21 protein-coding genes are annotated in these 24,805 nt (G+C 44.5%); 6 read left to right on the forward strand and 15 right to left on the reverse strand.

The features are described 5' to 3' along the window. Positions 1 to 105: 105 nt before the first annotated feature. From AAFX28_RS22950 to pilM, 9 genes are all read right to left on the reverse strand, one after another. Positions 106 to 933, reverse strand: coding sequence for a Dam family site-specific DNA-(adenine-N6)-methyltransferase (locus AAFX28_RS22950; protein WP_408690801.1), 828 nt, complete (start codon positions 931 to 933; stop codon positions 106 to 108). A 102-nt stretch (positions 934 to 1,035) separates the two neighbouring features. After that, positions 1,036 to 2,520, reverse strand: coding sequence for an SPOR domain-containing protein (locus AAFX28_RS22955; RefSeq protein ID WP_408690802.1), 1,485 nt, complete (start codon positions 2,518 to 2,520; stop codon positions 1,036 to 1,038). A gap of 87 nt (positions 2,521 to 2,607) precedes the next feature. Continuing rightward, positions 2,608 to 3,696, reverse strand: a complete 1,089-nt coding sequence (gene aroB, locus AAFX28_RS22960) for a 3-dehydroquinate synthase (protein ID WP_408690803.1) — start codon at positions 3,694 to 3,696, stop codon at positions 2,608 to 2,610. A 28-nt stretch (positions 3,697 to 3,724) separates the two neighbouring features. Next, complete coding sequence (gene aroK, locus AAFX28_RS22965; RefSeq protein ID WP_004415935.1) at positions 3,725 to 4,243, reverse strand: shikimate kinase AroK; 519 nt, start codon at positions 4,241 to 4,243, stop codon at positions 3,725 to 3,727. Positions 4,244 to 4,419: 176 nt separating this feature from the next. After that, entirely contained in the window at positions 4,420 to 6,111 is a 1,692-nt protein-coding gene (locus AAFX28_RS22970) for a type IV pilus secretin PilQ (RefSeq protein WP_408690804.1), read from the reverse strand. 23 nt (positions 6,112 to 6,134) lie between these two features. Further along, a complete protein-coding gene (locus AAFX28_RS22975; protein ID WP_408690805.1) occupies positions 6,135 to 6,650 on the reverse strand; it encodes a pilus assembly protein PilP in 516 nt (171 codons plus the stop codon). After that, on the reverse strand, positions 6,640 to 7,230 hold the full coding sequence (locus AAFX28_RS22980; RefSeq protein ID WP_408690806.1) for a type 4a pilus biogenesis protein PilO: 591 nt from the start codon (positions 7,228 to 7,230) through the stop codon (positions 6,640 to 6,642). The genes AAFX28_RS22975 and AAFX28_RS22980 overlap by 11 nt, the downstream gene beginning before the upstream one ends. Positions 7,231 to 7,232: 2 nt before the next feature. After that, a complete protein-coding gene (locus AAFX28_RS22985; protein WP_408690807.1) occupies positions 7,233 to 7,799 on the reverse strand; it encodes a PilN domain-containing protein in 567 nt (188 codons plus the stop codon). Further along, positions 7,789 to 8,784 carry a type IV pilus assembly protein PilM gene (gene pilM, locus AAFX28_RS22990; protein ID WP_408690808.1) on the reverse strand — a complete coding sequence of 332 codons (996 nt, stop codon included), beginning with the start codon at positions 8,782 to 8,784 and terminating at the stop codon, positions 7,789 to 7,791. Before pilM ends, AAFX28_RS22985 begins: the two co-directional genes overlap by 11 nt. A 140-nt stretch (positions 8,785 to 8,924) precedes the next feature. Here pilM and AAFX28_RS22995 point away from each other — a divergent pair, with 140 nt between their 5' ends. Next, a complete protein-coding gene (locus tag AAFX28_RS22995; RefSeq protein WP_408690809.1) occupies positions 8,925 to 11,486 on the forward strand; it encodes a penicillin-binding protein 1A in 2,562 nt (853 codons plus the stop codon). 16 nt (positions 11,487 to 11,502) lie between these two features. Here the strand turns inward: AAFX28_RS22995 and oxyR are convergent, their stop codons facing one another. Further along, positions 11,503 to 12,399: a DNA-binding transcriptional regulator OxyR gene (oxyR, locus tag AAFX28_RS23000; protein WP_408690810.1), complete on the reverse strand. Its 897-nt coding sequence runs from the start codon at positions 12,397 to 12,399 to the stop codon at positions 11,503 to 11,505. A gap of 166 nt (positions 12,400 to 12,565) precedes the next feature. On the opposite strand from oxyR, the gene AAFX28_RS23005 reads away from it, so the two are divergent. Then, positions 12,566 to 13,294: a glutathione peroxidase gene (locus AAFX28_RS23005; protein ID WP_408690811.1), complete on the forward strand. Its 729-nt coding sequence runs from the start codon at positions 12,566 to 12,568 to the stop codon at positions 13,292 to 13,294. Between the two features lie 79 nt (positions 13,295 to 13,373). On the opposite strand, the gene AAFX28_RS23010 is transcribed toward AAFX28_RS23005, so the two are convergent. Then, positions 13,374 to 13,721: a RidA family protein gene (locus AAFX28_RS23010; RefSeq protein WP_408690812.1), complete on the reverse strand. Its 348-nt coding sequence runs from the start codon at positions 13,719 to 13,721 to the stop codon at positions 13,374 to 13,376. A gap of 65 nt (positions 13,722 to 13,786) precedes the next feature. On the opposite strand from AAFX28_RS23010, the gene AAFX28_RS23015 reads away from it, so the two are divergent. Further along, complete coding sequence (locus tag AAFX28_RS23015; protein WP_408690813.1) at positions 13,787 to 14,044, forward strand: DUF3624 domain-containing protein; 258 nt, start codon at positions 13,787 to 13,789, stop codon at positions 14,042 to 14,044. Between the two features lie 211 nt (positions 14,045 to 14,255). Here the strand turns inward: AAFX28_RS23015 and argH are convergent, their stop codons facing one another. From argH to argC, 4 genes are all read right to left on the reverse strand, one after another. Continuing rightward, positions 14,256 to 16,130 (reverse strand): argininosuccinate lyase, encoded by a 1,875-nt coding sequence (argH, locus tag AAFX28_RS23020; RefSeq protein WP_408690814.1) that lies wholly within the window; start codon positions 16,128 to 16,130, stop codon positions 14,256 to 14,258. Between the two features lie 237 nt (positions 16,131 to 16,367). After that, positions 16,368 to 17,582: an argininosuccinate synthase gene (locus tag AAFX28_RS23025; RefSeq protein WP_408690815.1), complete on the reverse strand. Its 1,215-nt coding sequence runs from the start codon at positions 17,580 to 17,582 to the stop codon at positions 16,368 to 16,370. Positions 17,583 to 17,697: 115 nt separating this feature from the next. Continuing rightward, a complete protein-coding gene (gene argB, locus AAFX28_RS23030; protein WP_408690816.1) occupies positions 17,698 to 18,489 on the reverse strand; it encodes an acetylglutamate kinase in 792 nt (263 codons plus the stop codon). 22 nt (positions 18,490 to 18,511) lie between these two features. Continuing rightward, the gene (gene argC / locus AAFX28_RS23035; protein WP_408690817.1) at positions 18,512 to 19,516 is read right to left on the reverse strand and encodes an N-acetyl-gamma-glutamyl-phosphate reductase; all 1,005 of its coding nucleotides are present in this window, start codon (positions 19,514 to 19,516) and stop codon (positions 18,512 to 18,514) included. A gap of 154 nt (positions 19,517 to 19,670) precedes the next feature. Between argC and argE the strand changes: the two genes are divergently transcribed. The 3 genes from argE to AAFX28_RS23050 all read left to right on the forward strand — a co-directional run bounded on the left by argE (position 19,671) and on the right by AAFX28_RS23050 (position 24,759). Continuing rightward, positions 19,671 to 20,807 carry an acetylornithine deacetylase gene (argE, locus tag AAFX28_RS23040; protein WP_408690818.1) on the forward strand — a complete coding sequence of 379 codons (1,137 nt, stop codon included), beginning with the start codon at positions 19,671 to 19,673 and terminating at the stop codon, positions 20,805 to 20,807. 350 nt (positions 20,808 to 21,157) lie between these two features. Next, positions 21,158 to 23,791 carry a phosphoenolpyruvate carboxylase gene (ppc, locus tag AAFX28_RS23045; RefSeq protein ID WP_408690819.1) on the forward strand — a complete coding sequence of 878 codons (2,634 nt, stop codon included), beginning with the start codon at positions 21,158 to 21,160 and terminating at the stop codon, positions 23,789 to 23,791. A 428-nt stretch (positions 23,792 to 24,219) separates the two neighbouring features. Next, complete coding sequence (locus tag AAFX28_RS23050; RefSeq protein WP_408690820.1) at positions 24,220 to 24,759, forward strand: PadR family transcriptional regulator; 540 nt, start codon at positions 24,220 to 24,222, stop codon at positions 24,757 to 24,759. Positions 24,760 to 24,805 lie beyond the last annotated feature (46 nt).

Genomic DNA, 24,805 nt, shown 5'->3' on the forward strand with positions numbered 1-24,805 from the left:
ACCTGACCTCTAGGTTAAATTGGCATCATTGCACACTGAAGAAACTTTGCGCGCAATTCTACCTAAGCTAGAGATCAGAAGATAGAGAAGTGTGATGAAATGTGATTATTTGCTTTCAACAGGCTTGAATAGCGCAAGAAGTTCATCGACTTTGTTACGCCCTGCACCATTACGACTGATAGTTCGTTTCACCTTAACCACATTCAGCTCTGCGCCATGATATAGGCGGCGTGTCAGCGTGGTATCGTGGTTTGAAATCAGTACAGGAATACCGCGCTCAGTCGCGGCTTTCTCTGCGATATCAGCCAGTGCCGCCTGATCATCGAGGCTAAAGCCATTCCCTGCATAAGAGGTGAAGTTGGCGGTTGTTGAAAGTGGCGCATACGGTGGATCACAGTAAACGACACTGCCTTTGCGCGCTCGTTTGAAGGTCTCGTGGTAGCCCTCACAAACAAACGTCGCCTTCTTGGCTTTCTCTGAAAAGAACTCTAACTCTGCTTCTGGGAAATAAGGCTTCTTATACGAGCCAAATGGTACATTAAAGCCGCCTTTCTTGTTGTAGCGACACAAACCATTAAAACCAAAACGATTCATATAAAGGAATGCTAGAGAACGGTACATCACATCATCGGTTGCATTGAACTGCTCACGAATATGTAGGTAAGCTTCTTTACGATTATTCTCAGGGCAGAACCAACGCTTAGCTTCAGAGATATACTCTTGCGGATTCTCTTTAAGCAGGTTGTAGAGGTTGATCAGATCTGGATTGATATCCGCCAGTAAATACTGGTCATAGTCAGTGTTGAGAAAAACAGAACCAGCACCTACGAACGGCTCCACCAGCTTACGTGCCTCTGGCAAGTGACGCTGGATATCTTCGACAAGTCCGTATTTTCCACCTGCCCATTTAAGGAAGGCACGCTGCTTCTTCATCTACTGCTCTATCTATCAACCACAAATTAAGGCTGCGGAATGTAACATATTTTGTAATTAATCTCAGACTATTTTCTGGCTCTAACCAAGAATAGAGCCATCTTAGTTGCCACGTTCTATTTCACGCTGAACTTGATTGAGAGATTTTGCCCAAGGTTCGAGGTTTTGCAGCTCCGAAGAGAGACTTTGCACTGCGTCACGCGCGACCTGAATGGTTGGATAGTTATCATAAGTAATAATGTACCAATCAACATTATTACGGGTTGTTGGATAGATGAAGACTTGATTACTTAACTGATATTGGTCAATAAACTTTTGCACTTCTTGCAACGAATTGACTGCTGCTAGCTGAAGTGTATAACTGCGTGGCGAGAAGCTCTTCAGCTCATCTTTTGTAAATGAGAACTTGATAACGGTGTCTTGAGGCTGCTCTTGGGTTTCCGGCTCACTTTCAACTTCAGGTTCAGCGACAGGCTCAGTAACCGTTGACTGCTCAACTACCGCATCAATCTTACTGGTATCGACGCTTTGTGGCTTATTTTCCATTAGAGCATCAACAACATCTGACGTAATTACGACTCGTTGGTGGTCGTCATCGGTGTTACCAACACTCGACACTTCCTCAGTGACATCAGGCGGCAAAGCACTAGAGTCATCTTCAGCATTAGCTAAAGTAGGGTCAACAATTAGCTCAGGCTCAATAACTTCAGACGTAGAGTCCGCTGCAGAAGCAACTTCCGGTAACGTAGGGATCACGGTTTGCTCAATCGACTGAGTAATTTGTTGCGCTTTATCATCAGGCGATGGTTGCGACATCATCCACCAATAGCCGCCACCGATAATCACCAGCAGAATGACCACTAACAAAGCAATATTAATAGGCGAGCCTACTATCGAGCGGATAATAATCCTTTTTTCCACTTTCTGTTCCCCTAGTGCCATGATTTCACCTGGACGTCGAGCTACGGTTCGATAGGCATTACGAACACGCTTTTCCATATCGTCTTCGACAAAGCGAATCACCAAATGTTCAAAAAAACGATCGGCTTCTTGTTGAGTAAGTGCTTCAATTTCCAAGTCAATTGGCTTGTGTTCTTGACCATAGCTCAACCGAGTCAGCAATGCATCTAGACTACTTGGCTGAGCAAACAGCAAGACATTAACAGTCCACCCAGGGTTAACTTGAGCTTCCAACACCAACATCCAAAGCTCTGAGATGAAAGACTCACTCAGTAAATGCGCATCATCAATCGCAATAACAATATCGCACGTTTCACCACTCATTAAACGAGAAAAGGACTCAACGATAGAGTCAGCAGGATTGAAAAGCGGTTCGGATATAAGCTGAGTCAGAATGGTAGAGCGTCGCTGATCATCATCTTGGTTTGGAAAACACATCAGTAGCGACTGATTTTTATCTTGTGCCCAAGCTTCAAGATAATATTGCGCAAGCCAAGTTTTCCCCGCCCCTTTGTCACCACCAATGGTAACGAGGTTTGAACCAAAATTGGTCAGAAGCTGCAACCGCTCTAGCAGTTCAACCTGCGAGTCTAACTCCAACACACGTGGATCACGCGCTAAGCTCATTTCACAATATCCCAACGATCATCACGCAGTATCAACCGTCTTTGAGTCGAACTCATAAAATTCGGTTGATACTACAAACAAGAAGACTTAAACAGTGCGGGCGAAGTCGATAGCTTGTTCAATAATCGACTCTGGCACACCTTTTACTACATCCGCTGTACCTATGCTGGTAGGTAATACAAGACGAAGCTCACCTGCTAACACCTTCTTATCACGCATCATGTGCTGCATAAAATCAGCAAACGACATTTGCTCAGGTGTGTGTACAGGCAGTTTGGCTCTTTTCAGTATAGAGATAATTCGCTCAACTTGCTCTTCACTGATAAGTCCTTGAAGCTGCGCCGTTTTCGCGGCCATAACTGTGCCAGAAGAAACCGCTTCGCCATGCAACCACTTACCATAACCTAACTCTGCTTCGATCGCATGACCAAATGTATGACCTAGGTTCAGCAATGCACGAATACCAGACTCTTTTTCGTCTTTTGCGACAACTTCTGCTTTGATTTCACAGCAGCGAGCGATGGCATATGTCAGTGCCTGCTCATCCAGTTGGTACAGTTTATCGAGGTTTTCTTCCAGCCAAACGAAGAAGTCTTGATCGTAAATGATGCCGTACTTGATCACTTCTGAGATGCCAGCGGCAAATTCACGCTCAGGTAGTGTTTTCAAACAATCAGTATCGATCACTACTGCTTTAGGTTGATAGAAAGCACCAATCATATTTTTGCCTAGTGGATGATTGACTGCTGTTTTACCACCGACTGAGGAGTCTACTTGTGACAGCAACGTAGTTGGAATTTGAATGAAGTCTACACCACGTTGATAACATGCTGCAGAGAAGCCAACTAAATCACCAATCACACCACCACCAAGAGCGATGACCACGACATCACGTGCAAAGTTACCTTCTAGCAGGTAGCTCATTACGGTATTGAACGTTTCGAGTGATTTGTATTGCTCGCCATCAGGCAATTCAAGTAACGATGCGTCACAGCCTAATTGCTTTAAGAGAGAAAAGATTTTATCTGCATAAAGTGGAGCGACCGTGACATTAGAAATCACGACGACTTTTTGCTTGCTTGATAAAAAAGAAAGGTGGGCCGGATCATCAAATAATCCGGCGCCAATTGAGATTGGATAGCTACGTTCGCCTAAGCTGACCGTAATCCGTTCCATGGGTATTCTCCAGTTGCTAAAAAAAGTCTTAACGTTCTTCTAGCATTTTTACGATCTGGTTGGCTACCACTTTTGCACTTTGATCGTCTGTACGTACTGTGTAATCCGCAATTTCTTCGTAAAGTGGGTTGCGTTCTCCAGCTAGAGATTCTAGCACTTCACGTGGATCATCAGTTTGTAGTAATGGGCGCTTCTTGTCGCGGTTAGTACGAGCAAGTTGCTTTTCAATTGTTGTTTCTAGGTAAACAACAATACCGCGCGCAGAAAGACGGTTACGGTTTTCTTTGCTCTTAATTGAACCACCACCAGTCGCAAGAACGATGCCTTGCTCATCAGTTAGATCATTAATCACAGATTCTTCGCGTTTGCGGAAACCGTCTTCGCCTTCAACATCAAATACCCAAGCGATATCTGCGCCAGTGCGTTCTTCAATAACGGTATCAGAATCAACAAACTCCATATGAAGTTGTTGAGCTAGGTGTCTACCGATTGTGCTCTTGCCGGCGCCCATTGGGCCAACAAGGAAAATATTGCGTTTCTCAGCCATGTTTAGCAGTAATTTACAACGTTAATTCAATGACATCGCCACAAGAAAAGCCAGTTAGAAACTAGCAATAGAGATGCTTGTGGCACCTATTCCTCACAGATAATTCGTGATAAGACCCGAAATTATCTAGATAAGGTGCCATTAATGCAAATTTATTTTTGCACCTCAGCCAATTCTTACTGAATTACGACTTTGGGCGTTACAAAAATAAGCAGTTCACTTTTACCCATTTGTTGATATGTTCGGCGGAAAAGCGCCCCAAGTACGGGTAAGTCGCCCAGCAGTGGAACCTTATCAACAGCGTCGGTCACACTGTGTTGAAAAATACCACCTAACACCACCGTTTCACCGTTTTCTACCAGAACTTGTGTACCAATACGCTGGGTATTAATCGCAACAGCCTCACCAGTGCCCGTTTTAACAATGTCACCAGGTCTGTCTTGGGTAACACTCAAATCAAGGACCAAACGGTTGTCAGGGGTAATTTGCGGAGTCACTTTTAGGCTTAGTACCGCTTTTTTAAACGCGACGCTGGTCGCCCCACTCGATGAGGATTCTAAGTAAGGAATTTCAGTACCTTGCTCGATGTAGGCTGGCTTTTTATTAGTGGTAATAAGCCTAGGGCTAGAAATAACCTCCGCTTTAGATTCACGCTGCAATGCTGAAAGCTCTAAGTCCAAAAGCATATCAGAGCCTAATTTAGCTACTTGAAACGCTATTGTTGAAGCATTGGCTGAGGTTGCAGCCAAATTCACATTGAGCATGTCATCAATCGGCACAACACCAAAAACGTTATCTTCGATGCTGCCGCCAATAGAGGTACTGCCGTTAGTATTGCTATAACCCCACCGAACACCTAGTTCATCTAAGTTACCTTCATTGACCGTCACAATCCGCGCTTCTATTTGAACCTGCTTAACCGGAATATCCAGCGAAGCGATGATCTCACGTACGACATCAATATTCTCTTTTAGGTCTCTAATTAGCAGAGCGTTAGTCCTTTCATCCACACTTAATGAACCACGTTCTGAAAGCATACTAATTGTCCCTTCCCCATCGATCATATCTGCAATTTCAGAGGCTTTGGCAAACTTCACTTTTATGATTTCTGAGCTAAGATCACCAAGCTCCTCTTCCAGGCGAGCTTTTTCCAAGATCTCACGTTCACGCGCATCCAGCTCGGCCTTGGGTGCAATTAACACAACATTGCCATCAACACGTTTATCAAGCCCTTTGACTTTTAAGATGATGTCCAACACTTGCTGCCAAGGGACGCCATCAAGTCGTAGCGTTAAATTTCCATTGACGGAGTCAGAAACGACGAGGTTAAAGTCGTTGTAATCTGCAATAAGCTGTAGAACATTGCGTACAGGGATGTCTTGGAAATTAATCGATATTTTTTTGCCTTCTTTTTCGAGAATACTTTTCTGCTTGGGCTTTTCTTCAGCTTTTATCGCTTTAACCACAACTTCTAAGTAGTTGCCATTTAAGCTGTAGTCATAGCTGTAATTGCCCTTAATGGTCGCAACGAGCAAGGTACTGGGCTGTTTACGAAAGACTTCAATCGACTCAACATTGGTGGAAAAGTCTTTAACATCGACAAGATAGAGTTTGTCATCAGGCACCTGGGTATTCAGCAGTTCTATGTTTAAACCCTCTGGAGACTTTTTCAGATCGACTGCGACCTGCGGGTGTTCTAACTGCACGATGATCTTGGCTTGTTGTTGAGCATCCACTCGAAAATCTATCCCTTTAAGCAAGTTCTCACCGCTTTGCTGCGCCAACGTAGCACCAGAAAAACAGGCAACGCACGAGAGCAATATCATTTGCACAAAGCAACGAAACCTCTGATTAAGTCCTTTTATCATTTTCGTTTTCTAACCTTTGACATCTACTTGAGCGCTAACTTAACGTTGCGCTTATTCCAACATCCCAATCCATCAGGTAGGGTTTCATTAATTTGTAAGTACGTTTCAGTCACTCGAGTCACTCTGCCGTTGTTGACTCCGATATATTGTCCAGTATTCACTTTCAAAACATTTCCCGCTGGCGTTTGTACCAACGCAGAGATTTGGTTGTTACTGCTCATCACGCCTTTTAAGCGCAACTTGGATAATGGATAACGCTCTAGTTCCCCGCTTTTTTTACGCCGGTTTGGCTGCCAACAATCTGTTTTCTCTTTTGGTTGGTTAAGTACGAGTGCTTCTTGCGGTAAAACGAAGGGTTCACGCTGCTGATGAGAGGCATATTGAGTAATGTCGAAGTCGAGTACAGGAGCCAAATCGATGACATCTTTTCGGGCCTGACTTTCAACTTGGGTAATGTAGTCACCTAAAGAGTCTTGATTCGCTTTACATCCACCTAAGACCAAACAACAAAACAACACAACGAGTCTTTTACTGCTCATCTTTCACCTCAGGCTTAAACTGATAGGTGTAGGCCCGCACTCGGAAATGGAGAGTACTGCTCTCTTGACTCACTCGCTGCCAGTAAACATCATCAAAGTTGATGATCCTCGGAAGCTCTGCGATGGCTTGAGTGAAGTCACCAATATTGTGATAGTCGCCTGTCAGCTCAATGTTTAGCGGCAAACGGTAGAGGAATTGTTGGTTTTGTTTTTGCCCCCAATCGATACGAGTAAAAGTCAGCGAGTTTTTTAAACCGACCTCATTTACAGAGGCCAACATACTCGCCAGCTCTTTCTGAACAGGGAGCTGCTTCGACAAGTAATTATATCTCTCAGACAGCTCTTGCAATTGCGCTTGTAACTTAGGCAACGTCGCCACTTTGTTCGCTTTAATCACAATGGTTGATCTTAGTGTCTGCTCTTTGTTCTTTAGCTCTTCAATATGCTCAGATTGAGGCTTTAGATAAAACCAGTAACCACAACCTTGTATCGCCGCAATCAGGAGTGCCATCACAACAAGTTGGGCTAGTAAGGGCCATTCAGCGATCTCCTCAATATCTAAATCGACATAGTTTGCCATCACTAAACTCCTTTTGGCTGGGACATAGGCTCGAAAGAAAAAGAGACATTAAACGTTTGAAATTTCTTACCAAAACGTACCTTTCCATGCACGATTGAATGCATTTCTACATTGCTCAGGAGGGAAGATTTCTCTAAGTTGTCGAGCATGGTGGCTAAACGTGAGGTGGTATCACTGATCCCAGAAATTTGGATGTGGTGGCCATTCATCTTTATTTTGTCGACATACACGCCTTCAGGAATGTAGCTTGGCACAGCGTTCATAAAGTCTGTGGTTTTATTTCTCAACGCTTGCAACTGCTCGACAACTTGCAGCCTAGTAAGCAACGCCTTATGGTCTTGCTCAACCATTTTTAACTCGTTAATCCGGCGATCGAGCTGAGTAATATAAGATGTCAGGTAGCTCAAACGCGATTGCTGGATCTGAGCTTGATTTTGTAAGTACTTTCCTGCGCCCCACTGCGCTGCAATTGCCACCAGCACCGCAATCATAACCAGCCAAACAAAGCGTTTTTTGTGACGCATTCGTAAGTCATCACGCCATGGCAATAAATTAACGTTATGCAGCATGTTTATGCTCCAACCAATCAATTCCCCTCATAGCTAACCCTGCTGCCATGGTATAGGCATAACCGCGTGAGAAATCACCATAGTGCTTATTACCTTTGGCATCAAAAAGCGCTAATGGATTAAATAGTTCACAAGGGACATTCAAGCGACGAGTAATTTCTTCAGCCAACATTGGGGTCATAGCACCACCGCCGCACAGCCATACACCTTCCACCCGAGTATTGTGCATTGAAGCTAGCAGTTGAACATTGCGCTGTAGTTTTTCCACCAGAGTGTGAATGAAGCGCTCTGTACTGCTATGTAAAAGAGAGTCGTCATTATCCAAACTCTCTATGATTTGTGTGCCTAAGGGAATGTCTTTACAGAATGGTGCTTTATCCATAAAGTCGATACAGAGTGAGGATTGACTCAGGCCAATATCCAACATAATCCATTGCTGTTGTTGATGCATTCGGGCAGCCAATTGCCATACTTGGGTTAACCCATGCGCTTGTACGTCGACCAGTACAGGGTTGTAGCCTGCTTTCTCTACTGCTTGAATACGACTATCAACCACCTCTTTTTTCGTCGCATAGACTTGAAAGCTTGTTGTGTTGAGGCTTGTGTTTGATCCCGCTATTTGGACGAAGTCGAGATTCAACTCTTCGATAGGAAAGGGAGATTGGTGAGAAAATGCCTGAAAGATTGCAAACTCTGTTTCTTGCGTTTCTAAGTCACTATCTATTTGTAATACTTTACTTATTACAGCGTTATCAGGGACAGCCAAAGCAACTTTCTGGCTAAATCGTGGCAAAGACTTCCTTAGTTCTTTGAGTTTCTTTACAATTTTCTGATAATTTAACATGTGGTTATCAGTGAAAATGTCCGATTCGATTGGCAGTTCTTGATAACCTACAAGCGCAAATGTGCCTTTGTATGGCTTGAGAACCACAGCTTTTATACTGTGGTGGCCAATATCAATGCCTGTAACTAATGATTTACCCATGAAGCTTGGCTCCGTACTTTTTGCTTCGCTCATATGTTTAAATTGATGGTTAAGTAAACACATAGATAACTGAGCTAGTTTTTTTAGCTTAAAGTACAAGGGTTTGCATAAAGTGAATCCTATTAATCAGGGAATATCCGGTGAAGTTCATAAAGCGACTGTTTATATTCACATTGATTTGCATAATTCTTGGAGTCGGTACTATTTTCGGCTTCTATCTTTATGTCAAACCAGAGCTACCAGATGTAGCGACGTTGAAAGACGTAAAATTGCAAACGCCAATGCAGGTGTTTAGCCAAGACGGCAAACTGATTTCTCAATTTGGTGAAAAGCGCCGTATTCCTGTTGCTTACGATGATATTCCCCAACACCTTGTGGAAGCCCTAATTGCGACGGAAGATAGTCGTTTTTATGATCACCCTGGTATCGACCCTATCGGTATCACACGTGCAGCCGTTGTTGTGGCCATGTCAGGCTCAGCAAAGCAAGGGGCGAGTACCATCACTCAGCAGCTAGCGCGTAACTTCTTCCTTTCAAATGAAAAGAAGATTATGCGTAAGATTAAAGAAATTTTTATTGCTATCCATATTGAGCAGCTTCTATCAAAAGAAGAGATCATGGAGCTATACGTCAATAAGATTTTCTTAGGCTATCGTTCTTATGGCTTTGGTGCTGCCGCTCAAACTTACTTTGGCAAAGAGTTACAAGATCTCACATTGAGTGAGCTCGCGACCCTTGCTGGTATGCCAAAAGCACCGTCTACGATGAACCCTATCTACTCTGTGGATCGTGCAACTAACCGCCGTAATGTCGTTCTACTGCGTATGCTTGATGAGAAATACATCACTCAAGCAGAGTACGACGAGGCTCGCGCTGAAGAGATTGTTTCACGCTACCATGGTGCTGAAATTGAACTAAGTGCGCCATACGTTGCTGAGCTTGCTCGTGCTTGGATGGTAGCTCGCTACGGCGAAGAAGAAGCATATACCTCTGGCATGAGAATCTACACAACTGTCGATTCTAAACTGCAAGCAGCGGCTAACGATTCAGCCATCAATAACTTACTCACTTATGATGAGCGTCACGGCTACCGTGGAGCTGAAAAGGTTCTGTGGAAACAAGGCCAAACCGCATTTGATGACGCCAAGATTGATAAGACGCTGGATAACGTGCCAACTTATGGCAAATTAGTTCCAGCGATCGTGACCAAGGTTGAAGGTAAACAAGCAACTGTTTGGGTTAAGAACCAAGGAGTACAAACGCTTGAATGGGATGGCATAAAATGGGCACGTAAGTTCCTTACAGATGATCGCCAAGGCCCTGTACCAAACCAAGCTTCTGATGTTTTAGCGGTAGGTGAGCAAATTTGGGTTCGCCAAATCGCAAGCGATGCAGACAATGAAGAAAGCTCATTGGCATGGCACCTTAGTCAGGTACCAAATGCGAATACTGCGTTCGTCGCAATGAACCCAGAAAATGGCGCAGTCCTTTCTTTGGTTGGTGGCTTTAACTTTATTCATAACAAGTTTAATCGCGCCACTCAGTCTGTTCGCCAAGTAGGTTCAAGTATTAAACCTTTCATCTATGCGGCAGCGATTGACCAAGGTTTAACGCTGGCAACACTTATCAACGACGCACCAATTAACCAATGGGATAAGAGTCAAGGCACAGCTTGGCGCCCTAAGAACTCGCCACCAACGTATACAGGTCCAACTCGCCTACGTATCGGTCTAGCGCAGTCAAAGAACGTTATGGCGGTGCGTGTTCTGCGTGAAGTTGGCCTTGATGAAACGCGTGAGTATTTAACTCGCTTTGGTTTCGAAATTGACCAATTGCCTCGCTCAGAAACCATTGCACTTGGTGCAGGTAGCTTAACACCAATTAAGATGGCACAAGGCTATTCCGTATTTGCTAATGGTGGTTACTACGTAGAACCTTTCTACATCAGCAGAGTGGAAGGGCCATTTGGTGACTTAGAGTTTGAAGCAACACCGAAAACGATTTGTAAGCAGGACTGTGAACAGACAAGCAACGCGAGTAATGAATTCGCTGAGGAAGACATTTCTACAGATTCTGAACAGCCACAATACGCGCCTCAAGTCATCTCTGAGCAAACGGCATTCTTAATGCGTGAAATGATGTACAGCAACGTTTGGGGCGGTGGTAACTGGCGTGATGGTACTGGTTGGAATGGTACCGGCTGGCGAGCTCAAAAACTAAAACGTCGTGATATTGGTGGTAAAACCGGAACAACCAATGACTCAAAAGACGCTTGGTACAACGGCTACGGTCCAGGAATGGTTGCGATCGCTTGGGTTGGCTTTGATGACCATACGAGAAAGCTTGGTAGAACTAAGCCAAACAGCAACTTAGGTAAAGACCAAATCTCAGGTGCTGAAGCAGGGGCGAAAACGGCTCAGCCAGCATGGGTAGACTTCATGCACACTGCTCTAGCTGGTCTACCACAGCAAGAGAAAGTCATCCCTGAAAACATTGTACGAGTACGTATCGATAGAGACTCTGGTTTACTAACCAACAAGTTCGACTCAAGCTCAATGTTTGAGTACTTCCTTGAAGGCACAGAACCAACAGAGTATGTCACAAGTGAAATTACAGACAGTATCTATACCTCTGAAGATGGGGAAGAAGATTCTGTTCTAGTAAAAGTAGCTAAGCTTAAAAGCAAAGGGGTTGATACATAGTATCAACCCCTTTTTGTTATTTAACTTGCGATTCAAGTTCATCGCTAATAGCGCGAGCTAATTGTTCGAATCGAGAACGAAGTGGCGAACCAGGACGATAAGCGAGAACTATGCTTCGAGATGGCACTGGGTTAGTTGCTCGTACATAGCAAACACCATCTTTTTTCTTCTCATTTGGCAAAGAAAGCTGAGGAAGTAAGGTTATCCCTGCCCCTGCTGCAACCATATTACGTAACGTTTCCAAGCTAGTCGCCTTAAAGCGCTCATCGTCTTTTGCACCTGCAGCAAAGCAGAAGCCAAGAGCTTGATCTCTTAAACAGTGACCATCACCGAGTGACAATACGGTTTTACCATTAAGGTCAAGCATGTCTACTTCATCAAGCTCCGCCCACTCATGATCACAAGGTACAGCGACACTCAATGGCTCGTTGTACACTTCAATCTCTTTAAACGCTTCGGTATCTGCTACCGAAGCGAGCACCAAACAATCCAACTTACCATCTTCCAATTGACGAACAAGTTGGTGGGTTTGAGCTTCGTGTAAGTAAAGCTCAAGGTCTGGAAAAGACTCTTTTAGCATTGGCACAATTTTAGGGAGCAAGTAAGGTCCAACGGTTGGAATAAATCCAATATGCATAGGACCAACCATTTCACCTGCTTGACCACTTGCCATATCTTTAAAGGTTTTCACTTCCGTCAGAATACGTTTGGCTTGATCGACTAGCTGTAAGCCCGCATCAGTAAATAATACTCGACGGCTGCTGCGCTCTAGTAACGCCGTACCTAACTCATCTTCCAATTTGCGGATTTGGCCACTTAATGTCGGCTGACTAACAAAACAAGCCTCTGCCGCTTTACGGAAGTGCTTATGCTCTGCTAGAGCTACTAAATACTCAAAATCTCGGATATTCATTTCTAATGCTCTCAAATGAAGATAGAAAAAATCTATCAAAACCATAGCATCAAACGATTAGAGCTATCAAAGCTTTTCTTTAATAATAACTTCATCGAAACAGAGCACAGTCAAAAAGCTGATAAGTCTCAACAAAAAATTAAACAAAAATAAAAAGGAAACCCATATGTTTGCATCTAAAGAAGGTCAACACGTACCTCAAATCACTTTCCCTACTCGTCAAGGCGACGCGTGGGTAAATGTAACGACAGAAGAACTATTTAAAGATAAGACGGTTATCGTGTTCAGTCTTCCTGGCGCGTTCACTCCTACATGTTCATCTAGCCACCTTCCACGTTACAACGAACTATTCCCTGTGTTTAAAGAACACGGTGTAGACGAGATTGTGTGTGTGTCTGTCAACGATACATTCGTAATGAACGCTTGGAAAAACGACCAAGAAGCAGAAAACATCACATTCATTCCTGATGGCAACGGTGAGTTCACGGATGGTATGGGAATGCTTGTCGACAAGAACGATATCGGCTTTGGCAAACGTTCATGGCGCTACAGCATGCTGGTGAAAAACGGTGTGGTAGAAAAAATGTTTATCGAGCCAAACGAGCCAGGCGACCCGTTCAAAGTATCAGACGCCGACACAATGCTTAACCACATTGCACCAGACTTCAAAACGCAAGAATCAATCACTGTGTTTTCAAAGCCAGGTTGTCCATTCTGTGTAAAAGCGAAACAGAACCTTATTGACCACGGTCTGCAATACGAAGAGATCATTTTAGGTAAAGACGCAACGACAGTTAGTCTACGTGCAATTACTGGCCGTACAACAGTTCCTCAAGTCTTCATTGGTGGTAAACACATCGGTGGCAGCGAAGAGCTAGAGCTTTACTTAGGCTAATACCTCTGGTCTATATACTGAACACATTAAAAAAACGAGCCAAGCGGCTCGTTTTTTATATTTTGCGAAAGAACAACCGTTACTTTTCTGCTGCGATCACTGAAATTTCGACCAGCAGAGCTTCACGAGCCATATCACCAGTGACACAAGCACGCGCAGGAGCATGACCTTCAGGTACCCACGCATCCCACACCGCATTCATCTCTTGGAAGTCTTTCATATCTTTTAGGTAGATAGTTGCAGACAGCATATGCTCTTTATCACTGCCCGCTTCAAGCAGCAGTTGCTCTACTTTATCCAACATAGTCTGAGTCTGCTCTGTGATACCTTGAGTTGCATCTGCACAAACTTGTCCACATAAGTAAATCGTACCGTTGTGTTTAACAATACGGCTCATACGCTGTTTTGTGTGTTGACGTTCGATCATTTTTCTCACTTTCAAATTCGATTGCGATATTCTATAGCAAGTTATGTTACCTAATTCGTGCCACCATGACATGTCCTCACTGCAAAAATAACGGTTGGTTTTGGAAAAAAATTGGCCGCTGCAAACGCTGTATGGATCAGCTCACCGTACTATCGGTGTTGTGCTGGATCGTATGGTGGTTTCTATTTAAAGAAGACCCAAAAAGCATAGAGTCGATTACTTTGATCATCGCAGGGTTTGCTTTTAATGGTTTATTGGCTCTTCACCTATGGATGCGCTTTGTCATCTTACCGTGGCAGAAACGCCAAAAAGGAAGTAAGTAAAATTTCTTTTTGCCCATAGGCTCTATAGGGCTGACTTAAATTATGAAGAGCAGAAAAGAAAAAAGCCCCAAAACCAATTATGGTTTGGGGCCTTCTTAGATTCTTCTAAGAAAAAGCAGTGGTACTTTAATAGACTCTGCCTTTTCTAATTAGTTCCAAAACTTACTCGATCTTTTTTGATCTTTTTCCCTTTCCTTTGTGATTCAGAAAGTTATGCAACGTTTACCCGAGCAATTGATTGCTCAACCAAGTTCACTTCCAGTGCAACTTCATCACATGCATGCTGACGAGGACATTGGTCGCAATCTTTAAGTACTTTCTCAGGCAGTAATGACTTCGACGTTGGCAAGAAAGATTGCTTCATAAAGAACTCTGGCGTACGAGTAAGTACAAACACTTTCTTAATCGCCATCTGGCGCGCTTTTTCAACTAGGTATTGCACAATCGCACTACCTTGACCTTGGCCTTGCCAGCCAGCTTCAACCCCCAGAGAACGAACTTCTGCTAAGCCTGAATCGTAAACATATAGCGATGCACAACCTGTCACCTCACCATGGTGTTCAGCAACTGCAAATGAGCCGATATCACGTATTAGTTCACTGCGAGAGCGAGGCAAGTTTTCACCCATATTCGCCCAGTAAGTCACCATACCTTCTAGCGATTCAATGTCTGTTAGACGAGCTGGACGTACATTCACTGCAGAAGTATCACGCTTAATCAAACGTCCTTCTGCTTGCTCTACCGCGTGAGCGACTTGCTTAGGTGAAACGCCACCCAGTGCACTACGTTTCTCTAGGCATGATTCTATAGTCAGGATGTCATACACATCGGACTCAATCACTTCAGAGAACTCTTTCAGCTCTGCAATGGAAAGCTCTTCAAGCGCACAACCTTTTGCAATGGCACCAACCACGGCTACACCGACAATATGGTGCGCCTCACGGAATGGAATGCCTTTCGCTACTAGGTAATCCGCTAGCTCTGTCGCGTTTGCATAGCCTTGTTTCGCTGCTTCAAGAGTACGCTCACCGTTCACCTTGATGCCATCAAAACAAAGCGCTGCCATTTCCATACAGTCATTCCATGTGTCGAGCGCATCGAACAGACCTTCTTTGTCTTCTTGCATATCTTTGTTGTAGGCAAGTGGCAGTGCTTTCACTGTCATCATCATGCCTGCCAAAGAACCATAAACACGGCCCGTTTTACCACGGATAAGCTCAAGGGCATCTGGGTTTTTCTTCTGTGGCATTAGCGAAGAGCCAGAAGTCACCGTGTCCGCCAGCTCTATGAAGTTAGATTCACCAGAGTTGTAGAAAATCATATCTTCAGCAAGACGAGACAGGTGCAGCATAGAGATAGAGGCAATCGACATCAGCTCCATCACATGATCACGATCCGATACTGAATCCAATGAGTTACGTGTCGCACGACGGAAACCAAGGCTATGAGCAAGTTCTTCACGATCCATTGGGTAAGCAGTACCAGCCAATGCACCAGAACCTAGCGGGCAGGTATCTAAACGATGAATCGCATCACTTAAACGAGAGTAATCACGTTCGAACATTTCTACGTAAGCTAGACACCAGTGAGCGAATGTTACTGGTTGAGCACGTTGTAAGTGAGTATAACCTGGTAAAACCGTACCTTGATGCTCTTTGGCAACAGAAACCATTTGAGCTTGCAAACGATCAAGAGCCATTAACAGCTGCTGACCTTGCTGACGACACCATAGTTTAAGGTCAGTCGCTACTTGGTCATTACGTGAACGGCCCGTGTGAAGTTTTTTGCCTAAGTCACCCACTTTACCAATCAGTTGTTGCTCAACCCAAGAGTGAATGTCTTCTGCATCAGAACGTAAAATCTGATGAGGATCTTCCATCACTTCAAGCTTAAGTTCATTAAGCGCTAACTCTAGTTTCTGTTGCTCTTCTTCTGTCAATACATCAACAGATAACAGTGCTTTTGACCAAGCAATAGAGCCGACAATATCTTGCTCAGCTAGTCGGTAATCGAAACGCAATGAGTCGTTAAAATCTTTGAATCTCGTATCTGCCGCTTGGGTAAATCTTCCGCCCCATAATGCCATTGCGTTTCTCCTGATTACCTATGCTCACTAAAAGTGTGAATCGCTGTTATTGCTAAGATTGACTCTGAATTAAATTCAGTATTTTATGATGGTTCAAAGTTACGTCAAAATAAAATAAAAATAAAGTATTAATTCACTTTTTTCACATATTTATTCAGGATTGTACTTCTCTTGCTCCAATAAAAGAAAAAGCCCATTTGCATGACAAATGGGCTTTGTTGTTTCTAGCTACTAGCTTTATTTTTTCAGGCTGTTTAGCGCACGAATACGGCTTGATAATGAGTAAAGGCGGATAAAGCCTTCTGCATGGCTTTGGTCGTAAACTTCGTCTTCACCAAATGTCGCAAACTCTTCACAGTACAAGCTGTTATCAGAACGCTTTTGAGTAACTGTTGCATGGCCTTTGTATAGTTTCACAACGACTTCACCATTTACATCTTGAGCCAACTCTTCTGACGCCGCTAGGATAGACTTACAAAGTGGAGTGAACCAACGACCATCGTAAACTAGGTGTGATGCTTTTACGCCTAGCTCTTCACGGAACTCAAATGCTGTTTTATCCAGAACAAGCTGCTCTACTGCACGTAGCGCTTCCATCATGATGGTACCTCCTGGAGTTTCGTAACAACCACGAGACTTCATACCGACTAGACGGTTTTCAACGATATCGATACGACCAACACCATGTTTAACACCTTTAGCATTTAGATATACAAGTGCGTTGTATGGTGTCATTGTCTCGCCATCTACAGCAACAACTGCACCTTTTTCAACTTTTAGCGTTACGTATTCCGCTTCGTTTGGTGCCTGCTCTGGGTCAACGGTCCACGCCCAGCAGTCATCGTTTGGCGCATTCCAAGTATCTTCTAGAACGCCACCTTCAGTAGAAATGTGCCATGCGTTTGCATCACGTGAATAAATTTTCGTTAGAGATGCAGTACATGGAATGTTGCGCTCTGCTAGGTAATCTAGACACTCTTCACGGCTAACTAGATCCCATTCACGCCATGGTGCGATTACGTGTAGGTCTGGTGCTAGTGCTGCGAATGCACCTTCAAAACGAACTTGGTCGTTACCTTTACCTGTACAACCGTGACATAGTGCGTCTGCACCTACTTTACGTGCTACTTCTACCTGTGCCTTGGCGATAATAGGACGTGCCATTGACGTACCCAGTAGGTATTTACCTTCGTAGTAAGCACCTGTTTTTAGTGTTGGGTAGATGTAGTCAGCAACCATCTCTTCTTTTAGGTCAGCGATGTAACACTCAGATGCACCTGATGCTTTTGCTTTCTCTTCGATACCAGCCAGTTCTTCTTCACCCTGACCCACATCGGCAACGAATGCGACAACTTCACAATCATAGTTTTCTTTAAGCCATGGAATGATTACCGATGTATCCAGACCGCCAGAGTATGCGACAACTACTTTATTTACTTGAACTTTGCTCATTTTCTTTCTCCAAATTCCCGGCGCTGCGCTTGGCGGTCAGTGCTACGGGTTACTTCCTATTGATTCTTATTGTGCTCAACGCCATGGCGCTGAATTTCAATTCTTTTGTCTTTACTTACTGAGGTAGAAACTGTGTACCAATGCTCTGACCTGCAAATAGATCTGTCAGCTTATCTGGGTAACGCCAGGTTGCTACTTCAATTGGGCGACCTAAGTCATTCGCCGCCTCTAGTGCCGCTTGGACCTTAACGATCATGCCATCAGTGATAACATGGCCATCAATCAAGCTTTGCGCTTCTTTCTCATCTAGGCTCTTAATCAAATGGCCTTTACCATCCAATACACCACTCACATCAGAAAGTAGGACTAATTCAGCATCCAATGAGCCTGCAACTGCGACTGCAGCTTGGTCAGCATTCACGTTCATCATTTGACCTTGCTCGGTCAAACCAATCGAACTAATGATTGGCAAAGCGCCCGCTGACAAGACTGCTTGAAGAACAGATGAATCACCCGGTGTTGCTTTACCCACAGCGCCTAGCTCAGGATCAAGTTCTTCAACATGACAAAGACCACCGTCTGCGAGGCTTAAACCAACTGCATTGAGACCATCTTTGATTGCTTGACCTTGAAGCATCTTGTTTGCCGTACCCGCTAACGCACCTGCAATCACAGGAATCTGCTCATAAGGGGTCACACGTAAGCCATTTTTCTTTACCGTTTCCAGCTGTAGCTTCGCCATAAGATCGTCCACTAGATAACCTCCTCCATGGACGATCACAATTCGTCGCTGAGCTTGCTTTTGGTAGTTGGCAATCGCACCAAATACCTGGCTTAACGTCTCAGTACACGACAGTGCAGCACCGCCTAATTTGATCACTAATGGAGTTTGTTTGTTATCTGTCATCACTTATTCCTTCCCTGCCCAATTAAACAAGAGCAGTCAGCTCTGGAAATCCGTAGTGGATGTTTACACATTGCATCGCTTGACTTGATGCGCCTTTGAGTAAGTTATCAATCGCTGAAACAACGATGATATGCTCACCTTGAACCTTCCAACCGATATCGCAGAAAGGTGTATTCTCTACATTTTGTAGTGTTGGCAATGTTGACCCTGTCAGTCTCACTGCCGGTTTGTTTTGATAAGCCGACGTAAACGCTTCAGCAATTTGAGCTTCTGTTACGCCTGCTTTAAGTTTCATTGTGATAGTGGCAAGAATGCCACGCTTAAAGTTACCAAGGTGTGGCGTGAAAATGACGTCCGTGCCTAGGTGTGTTGCAATTTCAGGTTGGTGGCGGTGGTTGAATACCCCATACGCTTGCAAACTCACTTCGCAAAAGCTGTTGGTCATCGACGCTTTTCTTCCTGCCCCAGACACACCACTGGTTGCATTAATCACTGGCCATTGACTGGTATCCAGCAGAGCTTCATTAAGCAGCGGCTTGATCGCCAATTGAGACGCCGTTGGATAACAGCCTGGAACTGCAATAAGTTGACTCTGCTTAATCCCTTCAGCATTCCACTCTGCTAAGCCATAAACTGAGTTATCAAGCCACGCTTCATGTTGGTGAGCAAAGCCGTAAAACTCATCGTAGAATCCTTCTTTCTGAACACGGAATGCACCAGAAAGATCAAAAACTTGGCACCCTTGCTCCAAAAAGATCGGCGCTAAGTCATGGCTCACTTCATGGGCAGTAGCCAAAAACACCACATCACTCTGCTGTGCGACTTCACTCGGATCTTTTAAAGGCTGAACTGGATGATTAATAATGCCAGCTAACTTACCGTGTAGCTCAGCGATGCTCTTACCAGCATCTAGACTATTGGCGGAAACATACAAACCTGATAGCGTAAGTTCAGGGTGTTTGTGAACCATCAGAGCAAGCTCTGCTCCGGTATAACCGCTTGCGCCTATGATTGTGGTTTTAAGCATCTCATACATCCATTTTCGACTTAAAAGCGCCACTCAACTTGTGACTATAAATTTAAATTATTTGGCTTTTATTGGTTTTTTATTCAATAAAAGTGATTTAATATGTGTTTTACCTTCTTAACCCAATTCTGTCAACAGGGAAAGTAAACTAATTATGCAATTACCAAGTTTTCTAGAGGTCTACAGTGGCCTTATCTCCACCTCATCAATTAGCTCGACAGATCCAAGTTGGGATGAAGGCAATGCACAAGTGATCGAAAAACTCGCCACTTGGTTAAAAGACATCGGCTTTGAAGTAAACCTGACGGAAGTTAAACCGGGTAAATTCAACTTAATCGCCAAGAAAGGGTCGGGCGAAGGTGGTCTATTGCTAGCAGGCCACAGCGATACGGTTCCTTTTGACGAAGGACGTTGGAACTATGAACCTCACGCGCTGACCGAAGCTAACAATCGTTTTTATGGTTTAGGCACGGCAGATATGAAGGGCTTTTTTGCTTTTATTATTGAGGCAGTGAAAAAGGTCGACTGGACTAAACAGACTAAGCCGCTGTATATCTTGGCCACTTGTGATGAAGAAACCACAATGTTGGGAGCGCGTCACTTTACCGATAATGCGCCTTTTAAACCGGACTACTGCATCATTGGTGAACCGACTAGCCTTGTACCTATTCGTGGACACAAAGGACACGTTGCCAATGCAGTGCGTGTCACCGGTAAATCAGGTCACTCTTCGGACCCTGCTCTTGGCGTCAATGCCATCGAAATCATGCATGAAGTATTGTTTGCTCTAATGCAGCTGCGCGATAAATTAGTGAAAGAGTACCATCACCCAGGATTTGCGATTCCTAGCCCTACCCTCAACCTTGGTCATATTCACGGTGGTGACAGCGCCAACCGTATTTGTGGTTGCTGTGAATTGCACTACGATGTTCGCCCTTTACCAGGCATCAGTTTGGACGGGCTCGATAACATGCTACGTGGTGCGCTAAAAGAAGTAGAAGCGAAATGGCCAGGCCGAATCTCAATAACACCATTACATGAGCCTATTCCAGGCTACGAGTGTCAACATGACCATCCATTCATTGATGGCGTTGAAGAGATCTGTGGTGTGGACTCTGAAACCGTTAACTACTGTACTGAAGCGCCGTTCTTACAGCAGCTTTGTCCAACACTAGTACTTGGACCGGGCTCCATTGACCAAGCTCACCAGCCCGACGAGTTCCTCGCGTTTGATTTTATTGACCCGACCATCGATGTTCTTTCAAAAGCGATGCATAAGTATTGTTTTTAGTTTTTGAGTGCCTAAGAGAAGGGTTAGTGTTGAACACCAACCCTTTTTTAATTGGTCGTCCTCAAGAGTGAGGAGCAAACGAGTTGGCGATCCTTTGAAGCAAGTCGATAACTTTTCGAAATTCCCTACTCCTTCCTCCGTTAGTCTAGGGAATGACAGAATACAGCGCGGCCATTCTGTAATAAAATTTCAACATAATTAGTCAATCGCATGGCTCGCATAGCGTTACATTCACTTGCACAATATTTGCAAACTTAGCCTACAGTAATTGACTCCAGGCGACATTTTTCGCTAGATTGTTTACCTAACAAGGAACATTGGATGTAATTTTTTTACAAGGCAGGATGATAATGAACGAGAAATACTCTGCGCTCAGAAGCAATGTGAGCATGCTAGGACACTTGCTCGGCAACACCATCAAGGACGCACATGGTGACGTACTTCTAGAGAAAGTAGAAACCATTCGTAAACTTTCAAAGTCCGCCCTCGCAGGCAATCAACAAGATCGCGACAGCTTGATCGAAGAGATTAAAAGCCTGCCAAATGAGCAGCTCACTCCTGTTGCTCATGCATTCAACCAATTTCTAAACCTCACCAACATGGCAGAGCAGTACCATACGATCTCTCGCCACTGTGACGCTCACGTTTGTGAACCTGACGCGATCAACTCGCTTTTCTCTAAGCTGGCACAAAATGACATTAGCAAGCTAGACACGGCACAAGCGGTTCGAGACCTAAACATTGAACTCGTCTTAACGGCTCACCCGACAGAAATAACTCGTCGCACCATGATCAACAAACTGGTCAAAATCAACGAATGTCTGTCTAAGCTAGAGCTTGGTGAACTATCCGTTAAAGAGCGCGCAAAAACAGAGCGTCGTCTAGAGCAGTTAATCGCCCAAAGCTGGCACTCAGATACCATTCGTCAGCAGCGCCCAACACCGCTTGATGAAGCTAAATGGGGCTTTGCAGTTGTAGAAAACTCGCTATGGGAAGCAGTGCCTGACTTTTTACGCGAACTCGATCAGCGTCTAGAAGGTTACCTTGGTGAAGGCCTACCTATCGATGCTCGTCCGGTACATTTCTCATCTTGGATGGGTGGTGACCGTGACGGAAACCCATTTGTTACCCATACCATTACACGTGAAGTACTGCTGTTATCTCGCTGGAAAGCGGCTGACCTTTACCTAGGTGACATTAACGAATTGGTTAGCGAGCTATCGATGACCAAATGTAATGACGCCGTCCGTGCGCTGGCGGGTGATGATGAGCACGAACCATACCGCGCTGTGCTTAAACAGTTACGTGCACTACTAAATGAAACGAAAGAGATTCTGGATGCCAAAGTGCACGGCCAGAAGCTTGCAGTCAAAGCTCCACTTCAACGTGTAGAGCAACTGTGGGATCCACTTTATGCCTGTTACCAATCGCTACATGAGTGTGGCATGGGTATCATTGCTGACGGTTCACTATTAGATACACTGCGCCGCATTAAAGCGTTTGGTGTTCACCTAGTTCGTCTTGATATTCGTCAAGAGAGTACTCGTCACTCAGACGTGCTTTCTGAGCTAACACGCTACCTAGGCATTGGTGATTACGACCAATGGAGTGAACAAGATAAGGTTGCTTTCCTAACAAATGAATTAGCTTCTAAGCGTCCTCTTCTACCTCGTGATTGGGAACCGTCAGAGCCAGTCAAAGAAGTCCTAGATACTTGTAAGATTGTTGCAGCTCAACCACGTGAAGCATTTGGTGCTTACGTTATTTCAATGGCACGTACTGCTTCTGACGTACTGGCCGTTCACCTACTGCTGCAAGAAGCGGGCTGCCCTTACCGCATGGACGTATGTCCTCTGTTCGAAACGTTAGACGATTTGAACAATGCTGAAGCGGTCATCAAACAGCTAATGGGTATCGACTTATACCGCGGATTTATCCAGAACCATCAAATGGTAATGATCGGTTACTCCGATTCAGCGAAAGATGCTGGTGTAATGTCTGCAGGTTGGGCTCAATACCACGCAATGGATTCACTGGTTAAAGTTGCCGAAGAAGAAGGCGTTGAGCTGACGCTATTCCATGGCCGCGGCGGTACTATCGGCCGTGGTGGTGCACCAGCTCATGCTGCACTGCTATCTCAGCCACCTAAGAGTCTTAAAGGTGGTCTACGTGTAACAGAGCAAGGTGAGATGATCCGCTTTAAGCTTGGTTTGCCTGATGTTGCTGTAAACAGTTTCAATCTGTATGCGAGTGCGATTCTAGAAGCCAACCTTCTGCCACCGCCAGAGCCTAAGCAAGAATGGCGTGATCTGATGGATGTTCTGTCAGAAGTGAGCTGTGAAGCTTACCGTAGCGTAGTTCGTGGTGAGCCTGATTTCGTTCCTTACTTCCGCCAAGCAACACCTGAACTGGAACTAGGTAAATTACCACTAGGTTCTCGCCCAGCAAAACGTAACCCGAAAGGCGGCGTAGAAAGCCTACGTGCGATTCCTTGGATCTTCTCTTGGAGTCAAAACCGTCTGGTTCTCCCTGCATGGTTAGGGGCTGGTGAAGCAATCCAATATTCAGTAGATAAAGGCCATCAGGCGCTGCTAGAAGAGATGTGTCGTGAGTGGCCATTCTTCTCAACTCGTCTAGGTATGCTTGAAATGGTTTACACCAAATGTAACCTAGAAATTTCTCGCTACTACGATGAGCGTCTTGTTGACAGTAATCTGCTTCCACTTGGGGATCGTCTACGTGATCAGCTTCAGCAAGACATCAAGTCTGTGCTAAACGTTGAAAACAACGAGAACCTAATGCAAAGCGACCCTTGGGGCTTAGAATCAATTCGCCTACGTAACATCTACGTTGAGCCATTGAATATGCTGCAAGCAGAACTGCTATACCGTACTCGTCAAAATGAAGAGTCAGCACCAGAGCTTGAAGAAGCGCTAATGGTCACTATTGCTGGTATTGCAGCTGGTATGCGTAACACGGGTTAACGCCATATCAGTGTCGTAATGAAGAAGGTTGATGTGAAAGCATCAACCTTTTTATTTTACCAACACCTAAAAGTGCAGTTATAAAAACCACACAAGAGACAAATAGACAACAACCAAAGAACAAAAAACCAACCAATAATCATTATTGAGATTTTTGTCAGTTTTTTGGGCTATTTTGTCCTTCTATTCCACTTTATGCTTATTATTTAGATATACTACTCAACCTCTGTAGCGACACATATAAAAATCTACATGCTGCAGTTCCTCGATAATTCACTTATCGATCCTAGGTGATAAACCGGCTTTTCAAGGTGACATGACCAACATTTGTTGGTGCTGCTTTTTTTACTAACGAAGAGTGCCTCAAGAAGCACGACAGTAATTAAGCGGTTGTATTTAGTAGTTTATTTACCATTTGGATTGAAGACATGTCATTACCACACGTTATCTTAACCGTTCTAAGCACACGCGACGCAACCGGATACGACATCACTAAAGAATTTTCTGCCACTATTGGCTATTTCTGGAAAGCGAGCCACCAGCAAGTTTACCGTGAGCTAAATAAAATGGCTCAGAACAACCTAGTGACTTGCGTACTTGAGCCTCAAGAAGGCAAACCAGACCGTAAAGTTTATTCAATCACAGATTCAGGGCGCGTTGCGCTTGGTGAATGGTTTGACCAACCAACAGCACACCCAACTGTCCGCGACGAATTCTCTGCAAAATTGATGGCTTGTGCTGTGCAACCTTCTGCGCCATACCAAGTTCAGCTTTCTGAGCTCGTTGAAGAATCACGTAAGCTAGTTGCGCACTACCAAGAAATTGAAAACGCATACTACCCAGCAACAACGACATTAGATAAGCAGCAACGTCTAGAACGTCTTACGCTGCGTAGAAACCTACTGATCCGCCAAGCTTGGATTACGTGGGCAGAAGAAGTATTAGCAGAGCTAGAAGAACTAGCATAACTAACCACCTAAACGAAAAAAGGTTGGCGAAAGCCAACCTTTTTGT

Origin of the sequence: Vibrio sp. TBV020, from assembly GCF_046056895.1 — a bacterium.
In the GTDB taxonomy this organism is placed as follows: domain Bacteria; phylum Pseudomonadota; class Gammaproteobacteria; order Enterobacterales; family Vibrionaceae; genus Vibrio.

Coding starts and splice junctions, on each gene's coding strand:
- AAFX28_RS22985 (WP_408690807.1), bottom strand. CDS start 7,799: ATGCTGCATAACGTTAATTTATTGCCATGGCGTGATGACTTACGAATG.
- argB (WP_408690816.1), bottom strand. CDS start 18,489: ATGACAGATAACAAACAAACTCCATTAGTGATCAAATTAGGCGGTGCT.
- pilM (WP_408690808.1), bottom strand. CDS start 8,784: ATGGGTAAATCATTAGTTACAGGCATTGATATTGGCCACCACAGTATA.
- AAFX28_RS22955 (WP_408690802.1), bottom strand. CDS start 2,520: ATGAGCTTAGCGCGTGATCCACGTGTGTTGGAGTTAGACTCGCAGGTT.
- AAFX28_RS22980 (WP_408690806.1), bottom strand. CDS start 7,230: ATGGCAAACTATGTCGATTTAGATATTGAGGAGATCGCTGAATGGCCC.
- aroK (WP_004415935.1), bottom strand. CDS start 4,243: ATGGCTGAGAAACGCAATATTTTCCTTGTTGGCCCAATGGGCGCCGGC.
- AAFX28_RS22970 (WP_408690804.1), bottom strand. CDS start 6,111: ATGATAAAAGGACTTAATCAGAGGTTTCGTTGCTTTGTGCAAATGATA.
- AAFX28_RS22950 (WP_408690801.1), bottom strand. CDS start 933: ATGAAGAAGCAGCGTGCCTTCCTTAAATGGGCAGGTGGAAAATACGGA.
- AAFX28_RS23050 (WP_408690820.1), top strand. CDS start 24,220: ATGTCATTACCACACGTTATCTTAACCGTTCTAAGCACACGCGACGCA.
- argC (WP_408690817.1), bottom strand. CDS start 19,516: ATGCTTAAAACCACAATCATAGGCGCAAGCGGTTATACCGGAGCAGAG.
- argH (WP_408690814.1), bottom strand. CDS start 16,130: ATGGCATTATGGGGCGGAAGATTTACCCAAGCGGCAGATACGAGATTC.
- AAFX28_RS23010 (WP_408690812.1), bottom strand. CDS start 13,721: ATGATCGAACGTCAACACACAAAACAGCGTATGAGCCGTATTGTTAAA.
- ppc (WP_408690819.1), top strand. CDS start 21,158: ATGAACGAGAAATACTCTGCGCTCAGAAGCAATGTGAGCATGCTAGGA.
- AAFX28_RS23015 (WP_408690813.1), top strand. CDS start 13,787: ATGACATGTCCTCACTGCAAAAATAACGGTTGGTTTTGGAAAAAAATT.
- oxyR (WP_408690810.1), bottom strand. CDS start 12,399: ATGAATATCCGAGATTTTGAGTATTTAGTAGCTCTAGCAGAGCATAAG.
- AAFX28_RS23025 (WP_408690815.1), bottom strand. CDS start 17,582: ATGAGCAAAGTTCAAGTAAATAAAGTAGTTGTCGCATACTCTGGCGGT.
- AAFX28_RS22975 (WP_408690805.1), bottom strand. CDS start 6,650: ATGAGCAGTAAAAGACTCGTTGTGTTGTTTTGTTGTTTGGTCTTAGGT.
- aroB (WP_408690803.1), bottom strand. CDS start 3,696: ATGGAACGGATTACGGTCAGCTTAGGCGAACGTAGCTATCCAATCTCA.
- argE (WP_408690818.1), top strand. CDS start 19,671: ATGCAATTACCAAGTTTTCTAGAGGTCTACAGTGGCCTTATCTCCACC.
- AAFX28_RS23005 (WP_408690811.1), top strand. CDS start 12,566: ATGTTTGCATCTAAAGAAGGTCAACACGTACCTCAAATCACTTTCCCT.